Origin of the sequence: Paenibacillus sp. FSL R7-0312 (assembly GCF_038004445.1) — a bacterium.
GTDB lineage: Bacteria > Bacillota > Bacilli > Paenibacillales > Paenibacillaceae > Paenibacillus_AQ.
The window spans coordinates 6,119,718-6,141,585 of the sequence record NZ_JBBORE010000001.1 but is presented as its reverse complement, the minus strand read 5'-3'; the positions used below and the strand labels follow the sequence as shown (position 1 = coordinate 6,141,585).

The window sequence follows — 21,868 nt, the reverse complement described above, 5'->3', positions numbered from 1 at the left end:
GAAGCTGGTCGGCATGGAGAACGGCATTGCGGTGGCAGCCGGATTACCGGAAGCTTCTGCTGCCGGTCCGGGAGCCGGTTCCGCGCCTTCTGTACATTCCGCGCCGCTTCGTCCACCTACGGCATCCTTGATGACCAAGCGCCGGTTTGTTTCCAGGACGGTAACGGAGCCTGAATCCGTACCGAGGACGGTATCAAATTCGGAATCCAAGCCATCGTACGTGCGGGACGTCGCGGTCATCGGTTTATCCGGCCGGTTCCCGATGGCCGGCGGGGTGAACGAATTCTGGGAGAACGTGAAGCAGGGAAGAAGCTGTATCTCTGAGATTCCGCCGCAGCGGTGGGATTGGCGAAGTTATTATAACGAAGAGAAAGGCAAGAGCGGATCGATGTATACCCGGTGGGGAGGCTTTCTTGAGGATATCGATGCCTTTGATCCGATGTTTTTCCGCATATCGCCGAAGGAAGCCGCCCAGATGGATCCTCAGGAGCGGCTGTTTCTTGAATCTGCTTACGCTTCCGTAGAGGATGCGGGCTATACGCCTGCAAGTCTTAGCACCAGCCGGAAGGTCGGCGTATTCGCCGGGGTGATGAATGGCAGCTATCCGACAGGGGCCAGCTACTGGTCGATTGCCAACCGGGTCTCATACCTGCTGAACTTTCAGGGGCCGAGCATGGCGGTCGATACAGCCTGTTCGTCTTCCTTGACGGCTGTGCATCTGGCGCTGGAGAGCCTCTACAGCGGGATGAGCGAATGCGCCGTCGTCGGCGGTGTTAACCTGATCGCGGACCCGGTCCATTATCTGAAGCTGTCGGCCGCAACCATGCTCTCCCCTGGCGATACCTGCAGGGCGTTCGGTGCGAGAGCGGACGGCTTCGTCGATGGCGAGACCGTGTGCACAGTCGTGCTTAAACCGCTGGAGGCCGCCCTTGCAGACGGCGATCATATCTATGGCGTTCTGAAGGGAAGCGCCTTGAACGCAGGCGGGCGGACGAACGGCTACACGGTTCCCAGCCCGGATGCGCAGCGCGGGGCGGTCTCAGAAGCGCTGCGGCGCTCAGGCGTTCCGGCCCGAACCGTTACGTATGTGGAGGCGCATGGCACGGGGACGGCGCTCGGCGATCCGATCGAAATTTCCGGTCTTACCAAAGCGTACGAACGGGAAACGTCCGACAAGCAGTTTTGCGCTATAGGCTCTGTGAAGTCCAACATCGGCCATACGGAAAGCGCTTCGGGCATGGCAGGGCTGGCTAAGGTGCTGCTTCAACTGAAGCACCGCAAGATTGCGCCTACTCTGCATGCGCAGGAGACCAATCCGGATATTACATTCGGCGAGACTCCGTTCTTCGTTCAGCAGGAGCTTGGGGAATGGCAAAGGCCGACTGTGGAGCTCGGCGGCATCCGCAGGGAATTTCCGCGCCGTGCGGGCATTTCCTCCTTCGGAGCAGGCGGAGCGAATGCCCATCTGATCGTTGAAGAATTTGTTCCGGAGGTTCGGAGCGAAAGACCCGCAGCGGCTGCACCAGGCCGTCCGTTCCTGATTGTGCTGTCAGCGAGAAACGGGGACCGCCTGAAGGAGAGAGTCCAGCGTCTGCTAGCGGCGGCCGAAACGAATGGCTATTCTGATGCCGATCTTGCGGACATCGCCTATACGCTGCAGGTCGGACGCGAGGAGATGGAGGAACGGTTAGCGTTCACAGCGTTATCAATGGCCGACCTGCACCTGCGGCTTCACGAATATCTGCGCGGGGACGGCTATCAGCCAGAGCTGCACCACGGTCATGTGAAAGCGAACCAGGAAGTGCTGGCGGCGCTGACGGCGGATGAGGATATGCAGGAAACCGTGGACAAATGGATTCGGCACGGCAAATTCGCCAAGCTCCTCGACCTATGGGTCAAGGGCTTTCGTCTGGATTGGAGCGGGCTGTATGATGGTCTGCCGGCTAAGCCGCGGCGCATATCGCTGCCGACCTATCCTTTTGCCAGAGAACGGTATTGGATGGAGGGAAGTCCCTTCCCTGCGGCACCTGCCATGGACACAGCCGGTGCGCAGCTGGTACTCCCGAAGAACAGTCAGGCCGAAAGGCCGAATCGTCACCCGGCGCCGCAGGAGCAAGACGAACCCATGATCTTTGAGGAAATCTGGGAGGAAGAGACCGGGGCAGAAATGCCTGCTGCCGGGCAAGTTCAGCTTGAAACGGTTGTGTGCTTCCTGTCGGACCGCCGGAGTCAGCAGATTCTATCCAATGCGGTGAGGCTTAGCTCACCTACTGCACGCATCGTCTTCGTGAGCGAACAACCAGACGGCGGCGAGCGGCTTGAGGATACGTACAGGGCCCGGGGAGACGATAGCGCCTCCTTGGCTGATGCTTTCTGTGACATAGCCGTCAAGTATGGTAACGCTGATGCGCTGCTCTACATGTGGCCGCTCGAAAATCCGCAGCATATTCAAGATCCGTCTGCACTTGTTCATACCATTCAGGCACTTGCCTCTACGAAGTTCGAGGTGCGGAAATTAATAGCTGCGGCTGCCTTTGCGAACGGGCTTGAGCGCTGCTATGCCGAATCGTGGATCGGGATACAGCGCTCGCTTGGGAATGTGCTTCCCGATACGTCTATGGGGGTATGGCTGGCGGAGGCCGGATTACACGGGCAGGACGCGGGCATGAAGGATTGGCTGGAGCAAATAGGCGCAGAGCTGCGCTCTTCCGGCGTACGGAATGTGCTGTATGTTGAAGGTAAGCGTAACGTCTGCACAGTACGCAGGGCAACAGATCATGTCTGTGTTCAGCCGGTATGGAAGAAGGGGGGCACCTATTTAATTACAGGCGGCTGCGGGGGACTTGGTTATCTGTTCGCCGAGCACGCCGCCAGGACGCACGGGGTTCAGCTTATTCTAACCGGACGTTCGGCTGTGGATGACACAATTAAGAAGAAGCTCGGGACACTGGAGGCACTGGGCAGCAGTGTCGAATACGTGCAGGCAGACCTATGCAATCTTCCGCGTATGCAGGAGGGAATCGCCCGGGCCAAAGCACGGTTCGGCCCGATTAACGGAGTTATTCACGCTGCGGGTATCCAGGTGAACCGCAGCGTTATGGAGAAGAGTGCGGAGGAATTCCGGCAGGTGCTTCTTCCGAAGACGGAGGGCACGGCTATCCTGGACGAGCTGCTGCTGGAGGAGCCGCTTGACTTCTTCTGTCTGTTCTCTTCAACCTCTGCCGTACTGGGTGACTTCGGTTCCTGTGACTATGCCGCCGCCAACCGGTTCCAGATGGCTTATGCGGATTACCGGAACGCGCTGCGGAAGCAGGGGCTGCGGCGCGGCCATACGGCTGCCGTTGGCTGGCCTCTATGGAGAGACGGGGGCATGGGCTTCTCGGAGGAAGAGCAGAGCGGCATGTATCTGAAAGCGAGCGGACAGCGGTATCTTGAAGCGGAAGAAGGGCTTGCTGTATTCAGTGATCTCATCTCTAGGGCCGGCGGCCGCTATCTGGTACTTGCCGGGGACAGCAGAAGAATCGGGCGCTTTCTGGGCACCGGTACCTCTTCAGCGGACTTCGTGCCTGCATCTTTCGTCCGCTCAGGGAGCTCAGCGGAGTATGCGCAGGGTCCTCTCCGACTGGAGGAGTACATGGAGCGTGATCTGAAGAATCATATCGGCAGCCTGCTCAGCATTCCGCTGAACAAGCTGGATTCCGGGGAGAATCTCGTAGACTATGGCTTCGATTCCATCTCGCTCACGCAGTTCGCCAGGCTGCTGGCCAAGCAGTATGAAATCGACTTCGGGCCTTCGTTATTTTACGCCTATCCGACGATTGAGAAGCTAAAAGAATATTTGCTTACGGGCCATGAGAATGCTGTCCGGTCCTATTACCTGCGCGCTGAAGAAGCGGATGTGCAGGCAAGTCTGGAACCTGTTGTCAACGAGGTGTCCGGTGAGGTTTCCGGTGAACAGAAATCTGCCCTGGTATCCGAATCGTCCGGTTCGCCGCAGCCGGCGGCGCAGGTGCCGAAGGGCGCTTCAACTGCCGGTATTCCGGAGCCGGTTGCAATCATCGGCATGAGCGGGAGGTTCCCCGGCGCATCCGACATTGACACCTTCTGGAGCAATCTTGTGACGGAAACAAGCGCCATTTCGGAAATACCGTCCGAACGATGGGATTGGAGGAAATATAGCGGCGATCCCCGCAAGGAGCCGGGAACCAGCGTGTCCCGATGGGGAGGGTTCATCCCGGATATTGACCGGTTCGATCCTTTGTTCTTCGAGATCTCACCCAAAGAGGCGGAGCTGATGGACCCTCAGCAGCGGCTGTTCCTCGAAGAAGCCTGGCATGCTCTGGAAGATGCGGGCTACATGGGCGAACGGATCAGAGGGAAGCTCTGCGGTGTGTATGTGGGAGCGGAAGAGAGCCAATATGCTGATGTCACCGGAGGGGAAGGGCAGATCAGCTCCAATCAGAATGCAACCTTGTCGGCACGGATCGCATACAAGCTGGATTTGAAAGGGCCGAATTTCACGTTGACGGCTTCTTGCTCCTCCGGCCTGGTAGCAGTGCATCAAGCCTGCCTGGCGCTGCGGAGCGGGGACTGCAACATGGCGGTGGCGGGAGGCGTCAGCCTAACCGTATCGCCCCGCATGTATGCCGGACTCGGCAAAGCGAACATGCTGTCGCCGGACGGTACGTGCAGCGTATTTGACGGCCGGGCCAACGGACTCGTTCCGGGCGAGGCGGCGGCAGTTGTCGTCCTCAAGCCGCTGTCGAAGGCAATCGCGGATAACGACCGCATCTACGGCACGATCAAAGCAAGCGGTGTCAATTATGACGGCCGGACGAATGGCATTTCCGCTCCGAACCCGTTAAGCCAGGAGCAGCTGATTAAGCAGATTTATGAACGCAGCGGCATACGTCCCGAACAAATCGGTTTTTTGATGGCACACAGCGTTGGCGCGAAGATCGGAGACTCGATCGAAATGGAGGCTCTTTCGTCTGCATTCCGGAAGCTTAGCGATGTAAAAGGCCACTGCGCTGTCGGTTCCGTCAAGCCGCTGATCGGTCATACCTTCGCCGCTTCGGGGGTTGTCAGTCTAATCGCAATGGTGACGGCACTACACCGGAAGACGATTGTGCCGGTGTCCGGCTTTGAATCGCTGAGCGAGCTGATTTCATTCAAGGAAAGCCCGTTTTATATTGCGCAGGAAGTGCGGGAATGGACATCCCGGCCAGGCCAGGCCAGACTTGGAGCGGTATCCACGACCGGAATTAGCGGGACGAACGCGCATGCCGTGATTGAAGAATATATTCCTTCATTAACGGAGCCGCAGGGGGAGTGCCCTTCACCGGCGGCTTATGCCGTTATTTTGTCTGCGCAGAACGATGAACGCCTGCAGGCGGCGGCCCGGCAATTAGCAGATTATATGGACAGCGGCCGTTCGGCTGACATCGCTTTGCGCGACCTGGCTTATACGCTGAGCGTGGGCAGAGAGGCGATGAAATGTCGTCTTGCGATTGTGACACCATCGAAAGAAGCGTTGGTGCAGGGCTTAAGCGCTTATATCGAAGGAACGGCCGCAACGCTTCCCGGCGGGCTTGCCATCTATGGCGGAAGTTCGGGAACTCACGGACATCAGACGCCTGCATCCGCCACTGCCGGGACAGCCGGTAAGGCGGTGAGGGAGCACGACCTTCTACAGCTCGCCTCGCTTTGGGCCGGGGGGATGCAGGTGCCGTGGGCAGAACTGTACGAAGCCGGAAGCGCCAGAATCGTTTCAGCTCCGGGGTATCCTTTCAGAAGAAGAAAATGTTGGCCGCAAGAGAACCGTAACGTATCCGTTCAGCATACGGCTGTAAGCCTGCCTCCTTCGGGGCCGGACGGCGGCAATAAGGCGGCGGAGCTGTACTCGTTCAACACCGTCGACCGCTCGGCGGAATTTCAGGAGGAATATTTAACGTTTTGCCCGTTCGAATCGCGGATTCCCGGCTTCTCGATGAGCAGGGTGCTGCTGAATCCGGAGCGGTATCCGGATGAAGCAGCCCTTGTCAAGGATAAACAGATCGAACTGCGGCAGGTATTGTTCTATAAAGCGGATTTCCGCCGTGTCCGCTCCGTACTGGATATCGGCTGCGGCCATGGTACCGATGTCATTCAAATCGCTTCGCTGTATCCAGATATCCAGGCGCACGGGTATACCATTTCGAAGGGACAGGCGGAGCTGGGCAACAAACGGATTGAAGGGCTGAATCTAAGCTCCCGTGCAGCAATTTATCACCGGGACAGCGCGGTTGACCGCTTCCCTGACTGCTACGATCTCGTCATCGGGATTGAGGTGTGCTGCCACATCCCGGACAAAACCGCCTTGTTCGCGAATATTGCCGCTTCCTTGGCGGAAGACGGCCAAGTGCTGCTGATGGATTTCATCGCGAATCTGCGCGGGCCGATCGTTGATGCGGACATTGGCATTGCGATTGCGACTGCGGCGGAATGGGCCGGCGTGCTGGCGCGCTGCGGCCTGGCTATCGAGGAGATTATCGACGTTTCATCCCGGGTCGCCAATTATTTGTACGATCCGGATTGCGAGCGGAACACGGAGGGATTAGTTCCGGTCGCGCGTGATTCGCTGCGCAGCTATGCCAATAACGCCATCTCGCTCGAGCGGGGCTGGACCAGCTACTGCCTGTTCAAGCTCTGCAAGGAGACGGCGATGACCGAAGCGGAGCTGAAATCGTTCAACGAAATCAGAATCGCGCACAAAACCCCGTACGCGGAAGCGCTGAACGAAATGAAGCATCTCGGGCAGAAGCCCTATCCGCCGGCGTCTATAACGCAGCAGGAGAGACCGTTGAAGGGAGCAATCTTATGATTTCTGGGAATAGGCCGGATTCACTTGAAGAAAGGCTGGATGTTGTTAGAGAAAGCTTGGTGCTCGTATTCGGGCAGGTCCTTGGTTTGGACCGGGAAGAATTGCTGGAGGCGGAATCGCTGAAGGAGCTTGGCATCTCGTCCGTTAATTTGGTCGAATTGCTGGAAGCAATCAACGTCCGCTTCGATTTGTCACTCCCGACCAGCATTCTCGTCGAATGCCATCATTTCGAAGCGTTGGCCGTTTATGTCGCCGGGCAGCTGCACGCAAGCGGTGCTCTGCCGTCCGCCGGGCCGGTAACGAAGGTGCCATCAGAATACGCGGCAAAAATAACGGGTCCCGCGGTGGACTTCGTTCCGGTTCCCGGACCGGCCGGAATGCCTGCCGGTGTACCTTCCCGGGAGGAGAAGGTGCAGCAATCGCAGCAACAGGGGAGTGTATCCCGGCCGCCGGAGGCGAACCCTGCAGGGTCCGTCTCCGGCGGGATCGCCGTCATCGGGCTGTCGTGCCGCACCGCCGGGGCTGCTAATCAAGACGAGTTCTGGGAGATCGTTTCGCAAGGAAAGGACTGCACCCGGATGATGGACAATCCGGAGTGGATCGCTTACATCCAAGCGCATTCCTCCTCGCCTGTGCCCCTCCGGTATGGCGCTATGGACGGTATCGAGCACTTCGATCCGCTGTTCTTCAATATATCGCCCAAAGAAGCGGAAGCGATGGATGCGGCGCAGCGCATCGTTCTGCAGGAATGCTACCGGGCGCTGGAAGATGCCGGATATGCCCGCCAGGGCGGACAGGTCGGCACGTTCATAGGCTCGATGGGGTATCCCTCCGCGCAGGATTACTCCCACCATACTATGCTGGGCACCGACACGAGTATTATGGCGGCCCGCATTGCGTATTGCCTGGATCTCAAAGGTCCGGCGCTTGCGGTCAACACGGCATGCTCTTCTTCCCTGGTCGCCATCGACCTTGCTTGTGAGAAGCTGCGGAATGGCGCTATCGATCTGGCCATTGCCGGCGGAATAACGATCTATACCCATCCCGGTGCCTTTCTGTTCATGAACAATGCCGGCATGCTGTCTCCTACGGGAATGTGCCGCCCGTTCGATAACGATGCGGATGGCATCGTCGTCGGTGACGGCGCAGGCATCGTCATTCTAAAAAGGCTTGAGGACGCCCTGCGCGACAACGATTCGATCTATGGGATTATTCGCGGGAGCGGCACCAACCAGGACGGTCAAACTTCAGGCATTACGGCGCCGAGCTTCCTCTCCCAGAGCAAGCTGCAGCAATCGGTGTATGAGCGGTATGGAATCAACGTGGAGGATATTCAATATACGGAAGCGCACGGAACGGCTACGAAGCTGGGCGACCCGGTTGAAATTCACGCGCTGAGCCATGCGTTCGGCAAATTTACATCGAACAAACAGTATTGTGCCATCGGCTCGCTGAAAGGCAATATCGGGCATACGACCGCCGCCGCAGGCGTGCTTAGCTTAATAAAAGTGCTGCTTAGCTTCAAGCATATGCAGATGCCGCCTTCGATCCACTTCCGCAAAGAGAATGAGCATATCGATTTCGCAGGCAGTCCTTTCTACGTGAACACATGTCTGCAGGAATGGCCGCTAAACGCGAAATCGTCGCGGCTCGCTGCGGTAAGCTCGTTCGGCTTCAGCGGCACGAACGCGCATCTCGTCGTTGAGGCGCATGAAGCAGCCGTGCCGTTGGCGTATGACAGGCCGGCTGCCGTGGAACAAGGCTTGTTCATGCTCTCTGCGGCCAGCGAGGCAAGCTTGCGGGAGTACGCCCGGTCTGTGCATGCGTATTTACGTTCACACCCTGACGTGGACACCGGGAGCTTCCTGTATACGTATCAAGCAGCCAGAACCCCGATGGAATACCGGCTTGCGGCCGTAACCGGCAGCGTAGCCAAGCTTACGCAGCAATTGGAGGATCTGGCCGTGGAGCAGCGGCTTGCACCGGCACCGGCAACGGGCTGCTATGCCGGAGTGGCCGGCAAGAAGGAAGGCACTGATCTCGCCGACACGGCGGAAGGCAGACAATTCCTGCAGCAATTGCTGACGGGCGGGAAATACAAAAAATTGGCGGAGCTGTGGGTTGGCGGAACCGATGTGGGACAGGCTGTCCTCCAGTACCGCCAAACGGCCGCCAAGCGGCTGGCGGGATTGCCGACACATCCTTTTGCCCGGGAAAGGTTTGCTATTCCTGACATCAAGCCTGTCTTGAGCACACGCTTGGCGGAAGGCTTTGGTCCGGCAGCGCCGGGTCATCCTTTGCTGCAGCACAATACGTCCGATCTTGCCGGGCAGAAATTCACCTCCGTGTTCACGGGGGACGAGTTTTTCTTCAGGGATCATGTCGTCAGCGGCCAGCGGCTCCTGCCGGGATCGGCCTATCTCGAAATGGCCCGGGCCGCATTGGAGAAGTCGGCAGATGCTGCCGCACAGCAATCGCTTCGGGCCGGAACGGCAGGAATCCGGCTTCAGCATGTCTCATGGTCCCGTCCTCTCGCCGCAGGGGAAGAGCCTGTTCACGTTCATATCACGCTGTATCCGGAAGAGGACGGCAGCGTATCCTTCGAGATCACCGGCTCCTCAGCCGAATCCGGGGACATTGCGGCCGTACACAGCCAAGGCCGGCTGATGCTGGAGGCTTCATCCGAAGCGCGGAGCGTGATCGATTTGCATGCGATCCGCTCGCAATGTGGTACAGCGCGGATAACTGCCTCCGAAAGCTATGATCGGTTCGAAGCGATGGGAATCCGGTATGGCCCGGCCCACCGGGGATTGGAAGAAATGTATATCGGCAAGGGACAGGTGCTCGCCAGGCTGAAGCTTCCCGAAATGGTATGGGGAACGGGCGATGCCTTCGTTCTGCATCCGGGCATGCTGGATTCCGCTTTACAGGCGTCGCTCGGGCTGCTGATCGGGGAAGAAAGTCGGGCGCCCCTTCGCCCGCTTCTCCCCTTTGCCGTGGAGAACGTGGAGGTGATCAGTCCATGCCTTTCGTCGATGTGGGTGTACATCCGCTCAGGTGAAGGAGAGGTGTACGGCGGCGTTCGGAAGCTTGATGCCGACCTATGCGATGAACAAGGAGCCGTATGCGTGAAGATCAGAGGTTTCTCCGTTCGTGCTTTGGATCACCCGGCGGAAGAAGATTCAATGGAAACGCTGCTGCTTGAGCCCGTCTGGGAAGGGCAAACAGCGGGCCAATCCGATCAAGGCAGCAGAACGGCACCGTTCGATCTTCATCTCGTCATGCTGTGCGGGCAGCAAGAGCTGGCAGACAGCCTGGATGCTTGCTGGAACGGCAGGCCGCTTAGCCGCCGCTGGCGCATTTGCAATCTGGTTGCTGCGGAGGAAGAAACCTGTCTGCGTTTCGGCCGGTACTCAGCGCTGGCACTGAACGAGCTGCAAGCCGTTGCGAACGATTCTTCCATCGGCTCGGCTCTGGTGCAGCTCATCATCTCCGGCAAGGGCGAAGAGCGGCTGCTGTCTGGATTGGCAGGAATGCTGCAGACGGCCGCCCTGGAGCATCCGAAGCTTGCCGTTCAGCTGATCGAAGCGGAAGCCGGAGCCGGAAGCAGTGCTCCGGACTTCGCCATTCAGCTGCAGAACGACGGCGGAAGCCCGCAGGACACGAGAATCCGCTATCAGAACGGCATCCGCTATGTATTGCGCTGGGATGAGCTTGAAGCATCCGGCGGGCTTGCGGCTGAGCCGTGGAGAGAGAATGGAGTGTACTTAATTACAGGCGGCACAGGCGGCCTCGGCCGGCTATTCGCCAGGGAGGCAGGCCGGCAGGCCAAGCAGGCAACGCTTGTTCTGACCGGACGGTCTCCGCTCGATGCGGATAAGGAGGAGCAGCTCCGGCAGCTTCGCGCCGCAGGCGTCCGGGCAGAATACCGGCAGGCCGATATGAACGACAGGCAGGCCATGTTCGGCCTTATACGGGATATCGGGGAACGCTTTGGCAAATTGCACGGTATTATCCACAGTGCGGGAATCGTGCGTGACAGCTTGATCGTGAAGAAGGGCATACAGGAGCTTGCGGACGTACTGGCTCCTAAAGTAACCGGTTTAGCCTATCTGGATGAGGCGACCCGCCATCTCGAGCTAGACTTTTTTGTGCTGTTTTCGTCCACTGCGGGCAGCATGGGGAACGCCGGTCAAGCCGATTATGCGGCAGCCAATGCCTATATGGATGCATTCGCTGCATACCGCAGCGAGCTGGCGGCAGCCGGGCAGCGCCAAGGCCGCACGCTGTCCATCAATTGGCCGCTTTGGAAGGACGGCGGGATGAGCGTGAGCGAAAGCACGGTGAAGAGGCTCCAGGATACGTTCGGCTTCGTGCCGCTTCAGACGGACAGCGGCTTCTCCGCCTTTTATCGCGCCTTCGCTTCAGAGCGAAGCCAGGTCATGGTCGTCCAAGGCAAGCCGGCACAATTGCGGAGCGCCTTGCACAAGCTGGCGGCTAGCTCAAAGGTTGGGGCTATCCCGTCCCCGGCACCAGCTCCTGTGAAGCGGAATACGGATGGCGATACGAAGCAGAAGATTCTCGCTGCCGCAGTCCGTGCCGTATCCGGGTTGCTCACCGTCCCCGGCAGCGAGATTCATATCGATACCGATTGGGACGAATTCGGCTTCGATGCGCATCAGATGCAAACTGCCGCAGTGAGCATAGGCGAGGCCGTCGGGTTCAAGGTAACGCCAGTCGAACTGCTTGAATATCCGACCATTCGCCAGCTGGCAGAGCATTTAGCGGAACGTATGCCTACTCCAAGGGAAGCTGAACCACTGGAGGCTCCTGCAGTGCATGCGGAAGGGGTTTCCTCCGCGCCTGCCGACTTGCCGGCCGCATTCCGGGAGCAGGCGGTCCAATATTTTAAAAAGCTGCTCTCGTCTGCGATCAAGCTGCCGTCCCACCGGATCGACGAGCATGTCCCGCTGGAGAAGTACGGGATCGATTCAATTATGGTGATGGATCTGACCGGAGAACTGGAGAAAGTGTTCGGCCCCTTGTCCAAAACGTTGTTTTTTGAATACCAGAACCTTGCCGCCTTAACGGACTATTTCCTCGGGGCGCATCAAGCCAAACTGAAGGAGCTTCTGGGCTCCGGCAGACCACCTGCGGATGATAACAGAGCTGCTGCCAAGACAGCACCCGGGCTTATCCGGCCTTCTACAGGGAGGCAGCCCCGTTCCCGGGTTTCACCGGCGTTGGCGGCGGCAGGCAGCCCTTCCCCGTCATTAATGCAGCACGGGCAGGGCGGTCCAATCGATATTGCCGTTATCGGCATAGCGGGACGTTACCCGGGAGCGCCGGACGTGGCGGAATACTGGCGCAATTTGCAGCAGGGACGGGATTGCATTACGGAGATCCCGCCGGAAAGATGGGATCACTCCCTTTATTTCGACGAAGATAAGAACAAGCTGGGCACCACTTACAGCAAATGGGGAGGTTTCCTGGACGGGATGGATCAGTTCGATCCGTTGTTCTTCCAGATTTCGCCCCTGGAGGCAGAAGTAATGGATCCCCAGGAGCGGCTGTTTCTGCAATGCGTCTACCATACACTGGAGGACGCCGGTTATACGAGGGAATCGGTTGCGTTCAACCGGAAGCTGAACCGCCGGATTCCGGTGGGTATTTATGCCGGCGTCATGTATGAGGAGTACCAGCTGTACGGGGCGCAGGAGCAGCTTTCGGGCAGAAGAATCGCTTACGCCGGCAGCCCGTCTTCGATTGCGAACCGGGTGTCCTATTGGTATAACTTCCAGGGGCCCAGCATAGCCGTCGATACGATGTGCTCTTCGTCCTTGACCGCCATTCATCTGGCCTGCCAAAGCATCCAGCAAGGGGAGTGCGGCGTAGCCGTTGCCGGAGGCGTCAACCTGTCGCTTCATCCGAACAAATATCTGATGCTTGCGCAGGGGAAATTCGTGTCGAGCAAGGGCCGCTGCGAAAGCTTCGGCGAAGGCGGCGACGGCTACGTGCCCGGGGAGGGCGTCGGCGCGGTGCTGCTCAAGCCGTTGTCCGAAGCGGTTGCGGACGGGGACCGGATTTACGGCGTGATCAAAGCAAGTGCAATCAATCACGGCGGCAAAACGAACGGGTACTCGGTTCCGAATCCCAATGCCCAGGCTGAAGTGATCAAGCAGGCGCTGAGCAGGGCGGGGTTCGACCCGAGAACGGTCAGTTACATCGAGGCTCACGGTACCGGGACATCGCTCGGCGATCCTATAGAAATCGCGGGCTTGTCGGGCGCGTTCTCGGCATATACGGATGATAAGGCATTTTGCGCCATCGGCTCGGCCAAGTCTAATATCGGCCATTGCGAAAGCGCGGCCGGGATTGCCGGCTTGACGAAGGTGCTGCTGCAGCTGAAGCATGGGCAGCTGGCGCCGTCCCTGCATGCCTCCGTGCTCAATCCGAACATCGATTTCTCCTCAACGCCATTCGTCGTACAGCGGGAGCTGGCGGAATGGAAGCGGCCGGTCCTGCGTGAGTCCGGCTCGGTGCGGGAATATCCGCGCAGGGCGGGTATATCGTCCTTCGGGGCCGGGGGTTCCAATGCGCATTTGCTGGTGGAGGAATATATTCCTGCCGCAGAGGCGGGTGCGGGTCCCGCGGCGGCTTATCCGCTGCCTGCGGTGATCGTGCTGTCCGCCAAGAACGAGGAACGGCTGCGCGCGCTTGCGCAGGCGCTGCTGGATGCAGTTCGTGAAGAAGCGTTCACCGATGCCGACTTGGCCAGTATAGCCCATACGCTGCAGACCGGCCGGGAGGTGATGGAGGAACGGCTCGCGCTTCTGGCAGACAGCATAGGCGAGGTTGAGAGCAAGCTGGCCGCTTACCTGAGAGGAGACCGTACGACAGGGGATCTGTTCTACGGCCGGGGAAGAATTAATGACGGCGCAGCGGCCGTCTTAACGGCAGATGAGGATTTGCAGCACACGGTCGATGCATGGCTTGCCAAAAGAAAGTATACGAAGCTGCTCGACTGGTGGGTGCAAGGGCTTTCGGTCGATTGGAGCAGCATGTACCAGGGACGGAAGCCTCGGCGGATTGCCCTCCCTCTATACCCGTTCGCCAAGAACCGGTACTGGTCTCCGAAGCCGGGGGCGGATGCGGGAGGCGGTCATACCGGCTCCGCAGGCGAGGGAAGCGGGTCTGCTGCTCCTGCCGGTGAGCTGCTGCATCCGCTGCTGTACGCCAATACATCCGACTTCTCGGAGCAGCGTTACAGCTCGGCCTTTACGGGAACCGAGTTTTTCTTTGCCGATCATGTCGTCAGGGGGCAGAAGGTGCTGCCCGGCGCGGCGCAGCTGGAGATGGCCATTTATGCTGCGGCCCAAGCCAGCGGCAGGAGTGAAGGCATTCCGGTGGGCCTTCGGCTGAAGGAGGTGGTCTGGGTGAGACCTTGCACAATCAGCGAAGGGACGTCGAACGTTCATATCGGGCTGCGCCCGCAGGAGAGCGGGGACATCGCATTCGAGATCTACGGCGGCAATGCAGGAGCAAGCGGGGATAACATCTATAGCCAAGGACGTGCGGAATGGAGCGGCAGTGAAATTGCTCCTGCACTGGAATTGGCGTCCCTGCGCGCAAAGTGCGGCATTCGCGTCCTGACGGCCGATGATTGTTATTCGGCGTTCCAAAGGATGGGGATTGAGTACGGCGCAGCCCACAGGGCTGTTGATTGCGTGTATGCGGGTGACGGGCGCGCGCTTGCGAAGCTGGTTCTTCCTGCATCGGCCATCCCTTCGGCGGACCGGTTCATTCTGCATCCGAGCTTGACGGACGCGGCGTTCCAAGCTGCGATCGGTCTGATGGACGGCATCGGGCAGGAGGATGCCGGCTTGAAGCCGATGCTTCCGTTTACACTTGAGGAGTTGACCGTTTACGGCCGTTACTCCTCCGTCGTATGGGCTTATGTCCGTTGGAGCGGGGGCGACACGGCCAGCGGCAAAGTACGGAAGATGGACATTGACCTGTGCAATGAGCAGGGCGGTGTTATCGCAAGTCTGAAAGGCTATTCCGTAAGGGGGATGGATGGCGATGCCGTACCCGCTGTTCGGACGGAGCCCAGTATTATGGCAACGGCGGCAGCGGATAGACAGACTCCTTCCGCTCTTATGACGTTACACCCTGTATGGGACACCGTGCCTGTCGAACGTGTTCAAGAGTGGCCGAAGCCTGATAGCCGCATAACGATTGTCGGCGATGCCGGTCCTAAGAACAGTTCGGCTTTGGAACAGCTGCTTCCACACGCGCAATCACTTAGGTTCCAGCCGGAGGATACGATCGAAGAGATCGCCCGGCGGCTTGCGGACGGAGGGATGCCGGAGCATATCGTTTGGATTGCACCGGATGCTGCCGAAGGCTCGCTGCCCGGTGTTTCACTGACCCGCGCGCAGCAAGCCGGCGTCTTCCAGCTGTTCAAGCTGATCAAGGCCGTGCTGCTTGCAGGCGGAGGAGGCAGCAAAACCGGCTGGACGGTCATTACCGGACATACGCAGAGCGTAGGCCGGAGAGATGACGTCGATGCGGCACACGCCGGCGTGCACGGGCTGATTGGTTCGCTCGCCAAAGAATATCCGAATTGGAGCGTACGGCTAATCGATCTGGAGTCCGGCGGCCAGTGGCCGCTTCAGGAGCTATTGTCGCTGCCCGCAGACCGGCAGGGCAACGCCTGGGCTTACCGAAGCGGAGAGTGGTTCCGCCAGAAGCTCATTCCGGTCAACCGGAGTAACAATAATACCCCGGAACGGATTTTGTACAGAAAAGGCGGCGTCTACGTGGTGATCGGCGGAGCCGGCGGCATCGGCGAGGTCTGGAGCGAATATATGATCCGCACCTGGCAGGCGCATATCGTCTGGATCGGACGCCGCGAGAAGGATGAATTGATCCAGGCGAAGCTTGACCGGCTGGGTGCCTTCGGTGAAGCACCTGTCTATATTTCCGGGGACGCATCCGACCGCAGCTCCCTGCAGCTTGCCTACGACGCGGCGAAGAAACGGTTCGGCCGCATTGACGGGGTTGTTCACTCGGCCATCGTGCTGGCGGACCAAAGTCTTGCGAACATGGACGAAGCCCGTTTTCGGTCCGCCCTTGTGGCCAAGGTCGATACAAGCGTCAATATGGCGGAGCTGCTCGCCGGGGAAACGCCCGATTTCGTTCTGTTCTTCTCGTCCATGAATGCCTTCATGAAATCGGCGGGTCAAAGCAATTACGCCGCCGGATGCACATTCATGGATGCTTATGCGCATCAGCTTGCCGCCCGCTCGCCTTATCCGGTCAAAACGATGAACTGGGGCTACTGGGGCGGCGTTGGTGTCGTTGCTTCCGATGCTTATCAGGAACGAATGGCACAGATGGGGATAGGATCCATTGAGCCGGAGGAGGCGATGGAGGCGCTCGGCGGACTTCTGTCCGGCCCGCTGAATCAGCTGGCTCTGCTCAAGACCACTGGGGGCCTTACGATCGAGGGCATTTCGCAGGACGAACAGCTATTCCTGCATCCGGACAACAGCGTTCAATCGGCGGAGCAACTTGCCAGTGTTCTCCCTGACCCGGCAGCCGCGGCGGCAGGACTTACGGGGGAAGGATATGCGGCGCTTCAAGATATGGAGTCACAGCTCTGCCGGATGCTCGAAGGGCAGCTGCTTGCGTCCGGCATGTTCAGCCGGGCAGCGGACAATACCGGCTACGTGCAGGGAAACGGCGTACATGGCCGGTATTCAAGATGGCTTGATGCGAGTATTGCGCTGCTTAGAGAGCGAAAGGGTGTGCAGCAAGACAGCGCCGGCAAGGGGCTGTATCCAGCCAATGCCAGGATGGAGGCGCTGTGGTCCGACTGGGACCGCAAAAAGAAGGAATGGCTCGCCTTCGGCGGAATGGCGGCACAGATTGCGCTCGCGGAGACGGCGCTGCGTGCATTGCCGGATATTTTATCGGGCAAGCTTCCGGCAACGGATGTAATGTTTCCGAATTCATCCATGGAGCTCGTAGAAGGCGTCTATAAGCATAATCCGGTGGCGGACGCTTTCAATGAAGTGCTCGGCGATGTCGTTGCCGCTTATGTGAAGCAGCGGATTCAGCTAGATCCGTCCGCCCGCATTCGCATTCTGGAGATCGGGGCGGGAACCGGCGGCACGAGTGCCGGGGTCCTGCGCAAGCTGAAGGCATATGCCGACAACATTCAGGAATATCGCTATACCGATATCTCGCAAGCCTTCCTGATCCATGCGAAGGAGACATATGGACCGGACCATTCATTCCTGACTTATCAGCTATTCAATGTCGAGTCACCGCTATCCGGCCAGCAGATTCTTCCGGCCGAATACGATATCGCCATTGCGGCTAACGTACTTCACGCGACGAAGAACATTCGCCACACGCTGCGCAACGCCAAAGCCGTACTCAAAAAGAACGGCCTGCTGCTGCTGAACGAGCTGCACGGACAATCCATGTTTACGCATCTGACCTTCGGGCTGCTCGATGGGTGGTGGCGGTATGAAGACGCCCGGCTTCGTATGCCGGGCTCACCCGGTTTATCGCCGGGGACGTGGCTGAACGTGCTTGAAGACGAAGGATTCCGTTCGGTTCACTTCCCTGCTGAGACTGTACACTCATGGGGCCAGCAGATTATTATGGCGGAAAGCGATGGCGTGGTACGGCAGCAGGTGAAGCCCGTTCAAGAGAAAAGCGAGGCGGCGAACAAGGAGGATCGTGTTAGCGTTCTGCCCGTCCAGCCGGTGAAGGCAGGGGCAGAAGAGCGTTACGCAGGCACGCTGAGGGAGAAGACTATTGCATATTTGCGCCGGCGCATAGCGGAAGTGCTCAAGATGCCAACCGGACAGCTCGATCCTAGGGAGCGGTTCGAAAACTACGGTATCGACTCCATTCTGGTTGTACAGCTGACGAATGCGTTAAGTGAAGAGTTCGGCAGCGTGAACAGCACGGTATTCTTCGAATATCAGACGGTCGAAGAGCTTGCCGGATATTTCTTGACGGCACATCAGGAGACGCTCGCGGTGCTGCTCGGACCGGATGAATCCGGGACCGGCGGGGCACGGCCTAATGACGGCGGTATCCAAGGGCCACAGCCGGAGCCGGCCCTTGCAGGCGCAGCCGGAAATCCGCGGCCGGGCAGCCGGTTTGCTTCGATTCCGCAGAATACTGCCCGGACATCCGCGGCCGTAACGGCGTCAGCCGATATCGCTATCGTTGGGCTGTCGGGACGTTATCCGGGTGCCGGAAACATCCGGGAATTCTGGGCGCAGCTGAAGGCGGGAAGACACGGCATTACCGAAATTTCCAAGGATCGCTGGGACTGGGCGGATTATTATGAAGCGCAGCGCGGCAAAAGAGGGACGATGTACAGCAAATGGGGCGGATTCATTGAAGGATACGACTGGTTCGATCCGCTGTTCTTCGGCATTTCGCCGAAAGAAGCGAAGCAGATGGACCCTCAAGAACGGCTATTCCTCGAAACCGCTTATTCAAGCATAGAAGATGCGGGCTATACGCCTGCTACGCTATGCGCCAGCGGCAAGGTAGGCGTATATGTCGGGGCGATGAACGGGAATTATCCGACGGGTGCCAGTTATTGGTCCATCGCGAACCGCATCTCCTATTTGTTCAATTTCCGTGGCCCGAGCATGGCGGTCGATACGGCCTGTTCCTCCTCGTTAACGGCGATTCATCTGGCCATTGACAGCCTGAACAACGGCACAAGCGAATGTGCAATCGCCGGCGGTGTCAATTTGATTCAGTCTCCGAACCATTATTTAAGGCTGTCGGCCATGAACATGCTGTCCTCCGGGGATCAATGCAGGTCGTTCGGTGCCGGAGCTGACGGCTTCGTTGATGGGGAAGGCGTAGGCGCCATTGTGCTGAAGCCGCTGGATAAAGCGGTGCGGGACGGCGACCACATCTATGGCGTTATTAAAGGAAGCATGCTCAATGCCGGAGGCCGGACGAACGGTTATACGGTCCCGAACCCGCTGGCCCAGTATGAGGTCGTTACAGATGCGCTCAAACGGGCCAATGTCCATGCCAGAACGATTAGCTGCATAGAGGCTCACGGAACTGGAACCGCGCTTGGCGATCCGATTGAGATCACCGGATTGACCCGGGCGTTTGAACGGGATACGCAAGATAAGCAATTCTGCTCCCTAGGGTCGGTGAAGTCCAACATCGGGCACTCTGAGAGCGCAGCCGGCATCGCCGGACTGACCAAAGTGCTGCTAATGCTCCGCCACCGGCAGCTCGTCCCTTCTCTGCACGCGACAACGCTGAATCCGGGCATCGAGTTCGGTAACACGCCGTTCATCGTCCAGCAGGAGCTTGCCGATTGGAACCGGCCTGTCCTTACCATTGACGGCACCCGGCGGGAATATCCGCGCCGGGCCGGCATCTCTTCGTTTGGGGCGGGAGGCGCCAATGCGCATCTTGTCGTGGAGGAATATATGCCGAATCCGTACACCGTGCCGCAGCAGAGAACGGATGCATCCAGGCCGTGCCTCATTGTGCTGTCGGCCAGAAGCGGGGATCAGCTTAAGCTGATCGCCCAGCAGCTTGCGTCTGCCATTCAGGAAGGACGGTATGAAGAATCAGATTTGAGCCGGATCGCTTATACGCTCCAGACGGGGCGGGAAGCGATGGAAGAAAGAGCTGCCTGCGTTGCCGGAACACTTGAAGAGTTAGGCGCAGTGCTGCAGCTTCTCGGCGACGGTGTTTCTGAGGTGCCGGGTCTATACCGGGGACGGGTTAAGGAGAACAAAGACACAATCGCCGCACTCAGCTCCGACGATGAAATGCAGGAGGTCCTGAGCAAGTGGATGCGGCAGCGCAAGTTCGACAAGCTGCTGAGCTTGTGGACGAGAGGCCTGCAGCTCGATTGGTCACAGCTCTACGACGGCCCGCATCCGCAGCGCATCAGCCTGCCAACCTATCCGTTCGCCAGAGAACGGTATTGGTTTACGGAGGGCGGAGGGGGAAGCAGCCAAGGTCAGCCACTGGCAGAAAAGCCTCAGGCGGAACAGCCGCCGGCGGAGCCGCTTGCGATCCCGGTCCCGCATAAGGATGAACCGGCAGCCGCGGGGCTCATGACGGCAGGAACCGGGACCCCCGGTATGCTGGCGTCAACAGCTGCAAGCGGCTTGAGCAGCGATGTATTTGACAGCAGCTTCTATGGCAAGCTGCTGGATCGGATCATGGACGATTCCATCAGCATCGACCGTGCGGCCGATGAGATCCAATCGAATATAAGAGACGTGATCCGTCAAAGGAGGACCTATGGCTGAATTCCTGCAATATGTGTTGAATGAGATGAAACAGCATCGTCTGGCTAAGGCCGAGGCGCTTGATTTGCTGCGGCAATTTCACGGCAATGTGCTTGAAGAGCTGAACGGGGAGCTGTCCGCTGCCCGCTCTTACTCTGACAACGCTGTGGCTGGTCACCAGGTGCAGCGGTTATCACCGGAAGCGGAGCCCGCAGTGTCTCCCCTGGCATCCGCGAAGCCGGGCGGCATTACGCTTCGCCCTTTATCCGAAGCCTTGCTGCCGGGCATTGCAGATGAAGGCCATTCCCGCGCTGTAGCGGGAACCGCAACTGCGGAGAAGCTGAGGGAAGAGCTGGCGGTAAGCTTGGCCGGCGTTCTTGACATGATGCCGGGGGATGTGGACGCGGAGGAGCCGTTCACCCAATTTGGGCTGGACTCCATATCGGGAGTCGAATGGGTCCGGGACCTTCATAACCGCTTCGGCGTCCCGGTTACCCTGGAGGATATCCATGCGAACGCGAGCCTGCGGGAGCTTTCGGTATGGCTGGCTTCCGCCGTGAACGCAGAGGCGGCAGCGGTCCCTGCGGAACAGTTCCCTACTGTCACGTTGCCCATATATGAGCCTATAGAAGAAGCGCATGCAACTGCTCAAGCCGCCCCAATTAAGCTGCATGAGCGCCCTGAAGCTGCCGGCCAAGCCGCCAGCTCACGGCCCTTATTTCCCGAGCTGATTGCGCTCAATCACCGCACTTCCGGACGTCCTGTGTTTTGGATTCACGGAGGAAGCGCCATCGTCAGCGGCTACAAGCCGATCGCTCAAGAAGCCGAACGTCCGATGTACGGCATCCAGGCCCGGGGCTGGATGTCCAGCCGCAAGCCGCTGCACGGCATTCAAGCGATGGCGGCGTACTATGTCCATATCATCATGTCTGTTCAGCCGAAAGGTCCGTATGACCTCGGAGGTTTCTCGCTTGGCGGGCGTATCGCTTACGAAGTTGCCCGGCAGCTTCAAGAGCTTGGAGAGGGCGTTCAGACAATCGTCATGCTCGATTCTTATTTGCACACCCCTTACCGGGAAGCGCTTCAAGACGAGGCATTCTACAGAAAAACGATTGCGCTGCAGGCGGTGAACTCGGCACTCTTATCCGCGTTATCACCGGAGCCCAAATCATGGGCGGGCCGTCTTATCCATCAGGACGAGGCCCGTGCTTATTTGCACGAAGATCCGGAGTTGTTCCTGGAGCAGTTGCTAGAGATGGCCGGTGCACGGGGGTTGAACGGGTCCGAAGCAGCGTGGCGCGAGCGGCTGAAGCAAAGCATTCGGGTTCAGGAGGCTTACGGGCTTGACCGGTACGTTATTGCGCCACTGGATGCACCGGAAGAACCGTCCTGTTATTATTTCCGCTGCCGGGGCGGGTCATTCTATGGAGAGCTGGAGCCTTATTTTTGCCTGGATGACAACGGGACAGGACCGGCTGACGCTATCCCTTACTGGAAGGCGTGGGAAGAATGGCTGCCCCGCATGTCGGTTATGACAGCCGGATCGGACAGCCATTACCGGATGTTGTCCGATCTGCGCGCGATGGAAGCGGTACGAACCTTTTGCAGAATGCTGTACCGTATGGAAGGTCCGCCGGCCGAGGCGATCGCTGCGTTAATTGAAGAGAATCAAATACTGAGGGCGAATCATTAG

General features: G+C 58.8%; 3 protein-coding genes (1 of these 3 running past the window's edge). All 3 read left to right on the top strand.

The features are described 5' to 3' along the window. Tightly spaced (each overlapping or abutting the next), the 3 genes in view from MKX70_RS26945 to MKX70_RS26935 form a layout consistent with a single transcriptional unit that may run on beyond the window. A protein-coding gene (locus tag MKX70_RS26945) for an SDR family NAD(P)-dependent oxidoreductase (RefSeq protein WP_340841226.1) crosses the window boundary here: on the top strand, positions 1–6,862 show its 3' portion. Its footprint begins 11,486 nt before the window's first position; 6,862 of the gene's 18,348 nt are visible here — the last part of the coding sequence; its start codon lies off the left edge, out of view; its stop codon occupies positions 6,860–6,862. After that, on the top strand, positions 6,859–20,196 hold the full coding sequence (locus MKX70_RS26940; RefSeq protein WP_340841225.1) for an SDR family NAD(P)-dependent oxidoreductase: 13,338 nt from the start codon (positions 6,859–6,861) through the stop codon (positions 20,194–20,196). The genes MKX70_RS26945 and MKX70_RS26940 overlap by 4 nt, the downstream gene beginning before the upstream one ends. Then, entirely contained in the window at positions 20,189–21,868 is a 1,680-nt protein-coding gene (locus MKX70_RS26935) for a thioesterase domain-containing protein (RefSeq protein ID WP_340841223.1), read from the top strand. Before MKX70_RS26940 ends, MKX70_RS26935 begins: the two co-directional genes overlap by 8 nt.